Annotated in this window: 2 protein-coding genes; both read left to right on the top strand. The window is 33.0% G+C overall.

Annotated elements, in window-relative coordinates; genetic code table 11:
- Positions 1 to 381, top strand: a 381-nt coding sequence (locus AC1DJR_RS29745) for a TIGR03943 family putative permease subunit (RefSeq protein WP_477004231.1), incomplete at its 5' end; no start/stop codon positions are given.
- A gap of 112 nt (positions 382 to 493) precedes the next feature.
- The gene (locus tag AC1DJR_RS29740; protein ID WP_002030981.1) at positions 494 to 1153 is read left to right on the top strand and encodes a class I SAM-dependent methyltransferase; all 660 of its coding nucleotides are present in this window, start codon (positions 494 to 496) and stop codon (positions 1151 to 1153) included.
- Positions 1154 to 1404 lie beyond the last annotated feature (251 nt).

The following is a 1404-nucleotide window of genomic DNA, read 5'->3' as shown; positions in this document are numbered from 1 at the left end:
ATGTTAGGACAGCGCAAAATACAAGTAGAAGATAAGGATTATGTTCAAACAATGAATATAATTGGCCAAGATGTTAATGGGTTTAAAGGGAAAGAAATTACATTCTCAGGGTTTATATATAATGATAAAGATGTGACGGGTAATAAAGTAGTAGTGGCTCGATATGGCATAACTTGTTGTATTGCGGATGCATCAGTCTGGGGGATGATTGCTACGGGACAAAACGTTGAAAAATTTCCAGAAGAAACATGGGTGAAAGTAACAGGGTTATTAGATCGAACAACATATAAAAGAACGCTATTTCCACTTGTGAAAATAAGTAAAGTAGAGAAGATTAATAAGCCAACAGATCCATATGTATATGATGCTTTACCTCAATAAGATAGAATTAATTCTTTATATTTTCATGAAATAGAATCATAATCRCGACGACAAAAAAATAAAGATAAGAGTAATTTAGTTTGTTAAAAATATGTGTATAAGGAGATACGCGATGAACTGGGTTACTCATAAACCATCGTTTGAATTTGAAAATTTCAGTCCTATTATTCGGTCACAATCTGCGTGGAGTGGGCATTTAGATTTCGCATATGATTTAGTAAGATTTGAAGAACCAGCAACTTTAGTTGAGTTAGGTACGCATTTAGGTGCTTCCTTTTTTAGTTTTTGCCAGGGGGTAAAAGATGGTGGGTTAGCCACAAAATGTTTTGCTGTAGATACTTGGGCTGGAGATGGGCATACAGGTCCATATGGAGAAGGGGTTTTTCAAATAGTAGAAAAAGTGGTGAGGGATAACTACCTGAATATAGGGAATTTAATTCGGTCTACTTTTGATGATGCTCTGGATGAGTTTCAAGATGAAACGATAAATCTTTTGCATATTGATGGCTATCATACGTATGAAGCTGTTTCTCATGATTATAAAACATGGTTACCTAAAGTTGCGAAAAATGGTATTGTATTATTTCATGATATTGAAGTTAAAAACGGTGATTTCGGTGTGTATAAGTTTTGGGATGAGGTCAAGGTGAAATACCCTCATTTTCAGTTTGGGCATTCATATGGACTCGGAGTTTTATTTCCGAAAGGTTGTAGCGATAAGTTTTCGGAAATACTTAAAAATAAAGAAGAGATACAAAATATGTATAAATAAAAGAGGGGCATGYATCGATTAAATGATGTGTGCTCTTTTTTTATGTGGAAATATATTATTACATATGAGGTGAAAGCGGTAGTAAAAAGTTTTGTTGAGGCAAATATTAAAAAGGTTATTATGGGTTAATAATTAGTGGGGATGGATAAAACCCTCATTGATTAAAGTTTTATTTCATTAGGTGTTTTTATCTAAATAAATAAAAATACAACATTTTTTATATTTTTCATTGCGAAAAGCGCAATCTACTT

The organism is Bacillus sp. 05T31, assembly GCF_056396725.1.
Note: the sequence above shows the minus strand (reverse complement) of the source record. Positions and strands in the feature narration are given on the sequence as shown.

Bases quoted from the DNA above. Each gene is read 5' to 3' on its own strand.
- AC1DJR_RS29740 (WP_002030981.1), top strand. From the start codon at position 494: ATGAACTGGGTTACTCATAAACCATCGTTTGAATTTGAAAATTTCAGT.